Below are 1,212 nucleotides of genomic sequence, written 5' to 3' on the forward strand. Positions count from 1 at the left end.
TCTTTTAACTCCGTAATGACTTTATTTATAACATAATCAGTATATAAGATTGTATTGTCGTAGGTGTTTACTATTTCCTCTTTGGAGCAGTTTTCAATGTCGGCTCGTTGACAATCAGGCGTAAACACTCTCATATTTTCCGGATAACGTTTGAAGTATGTGGGACCATGGCTACCAATTAAGTGTAGCACGGTCATTAAATCTTGGCTGCTATCCGCATTAGATGTTTTCTCTATAAAAGGCTGTATAACGGCTTCATCAAAGCAGGTTTGTCCGTCACAATATGTTTGACTCTCATGACGATTCACTGTGATCTGCGGAATATGTTTCGCGACATTTTTATCACCACTGTCATTTTCTACCCATAACATCTCTGTGCCTGCGCGTTGCATGATATCAAGTAGGTTATCTTGTTTGTCGGCACGTTCTCGATTAAAGTTTTCTCGTTCCAAGATAGAGAAAAGACATGGCACAGAAACTGCCGTTGCCGTTCCACATGAGCTTACATTTTTGAATGAGATAACACCTTCTTGCGATGTGAATTGATTTGTCTTTCGCGAATAACCATTTAGTTGCTGGTTCTGAGCGCGAGCCGTTTCCCCTAAAACAAAAACAAATAAAGTTGGTTTTTTTGTCTTATGTGTGTCTGTTTTTTGTGCGTCCTCGCCAATTTTTTTGTATGGTAGACGATCCGACAGGTATTCATTGTTGACATATTTTCCAATGCTATAAACTAACTCTGTGGGAATGATAACCTTTTTTAAGTAAGAGTTATTWCTGCCAACGGATGCATAATCTTGATAATATAATGTAGCAATGATGAGTATAACGACTATCGATGCTATCACTGATATTGCCTTTTTCATGGTCATAAAAAGAAGCGGATCACTTTCTTCTATTTTTACAATAAAAAGAAACAGTGATGGAATCCCTCCCATGAATAAAAACCAAGCAAGAGAGTAAATACTAACATAACTCGATGCTTCTGCTGAGTCTGTTTCGATGACATTTACAATCATATCACTGTCGAAAATTATACCATAACTAAAAGTGGCATAACTTGCTGCCGATGACAGAAGTAAAAGTATGATAAAAAAAGGTTTGGTAATGAGTGGCCAGCTAAAAGCGTTAAAAATAATATTAAAGCTAGCGATGAAAAAGAGAGGAATCGTAGCGACGAAACCAGGATTTACACTGTCTAGCCTATAGAGT

The 1,212-nt window shown here is 37.4% G+C and carries 1 protein-coding gene; it reads right to left on the reverse strand.

Annotated features, from left to right (window positions below):
* Positions 1-1,212: phosphoethanolamine transferase (locus BZG80_RS15685; protein WP_077679770.1), on the reverse strand; the 1,212-nt coding region annotated here is incomplete at both ends.

The organism is Salinivibrio sp. MA440 (genome assembly GCF_001996265.1).
In the GTDB taxonomy this organism is placed as follows: domain Bacteria; phylum Pseudomonadota; class Gammaproteobacteria; order Enterobacterales; family Vibrionaceae; genus Salinivibrio; species Salinivibrio costicola.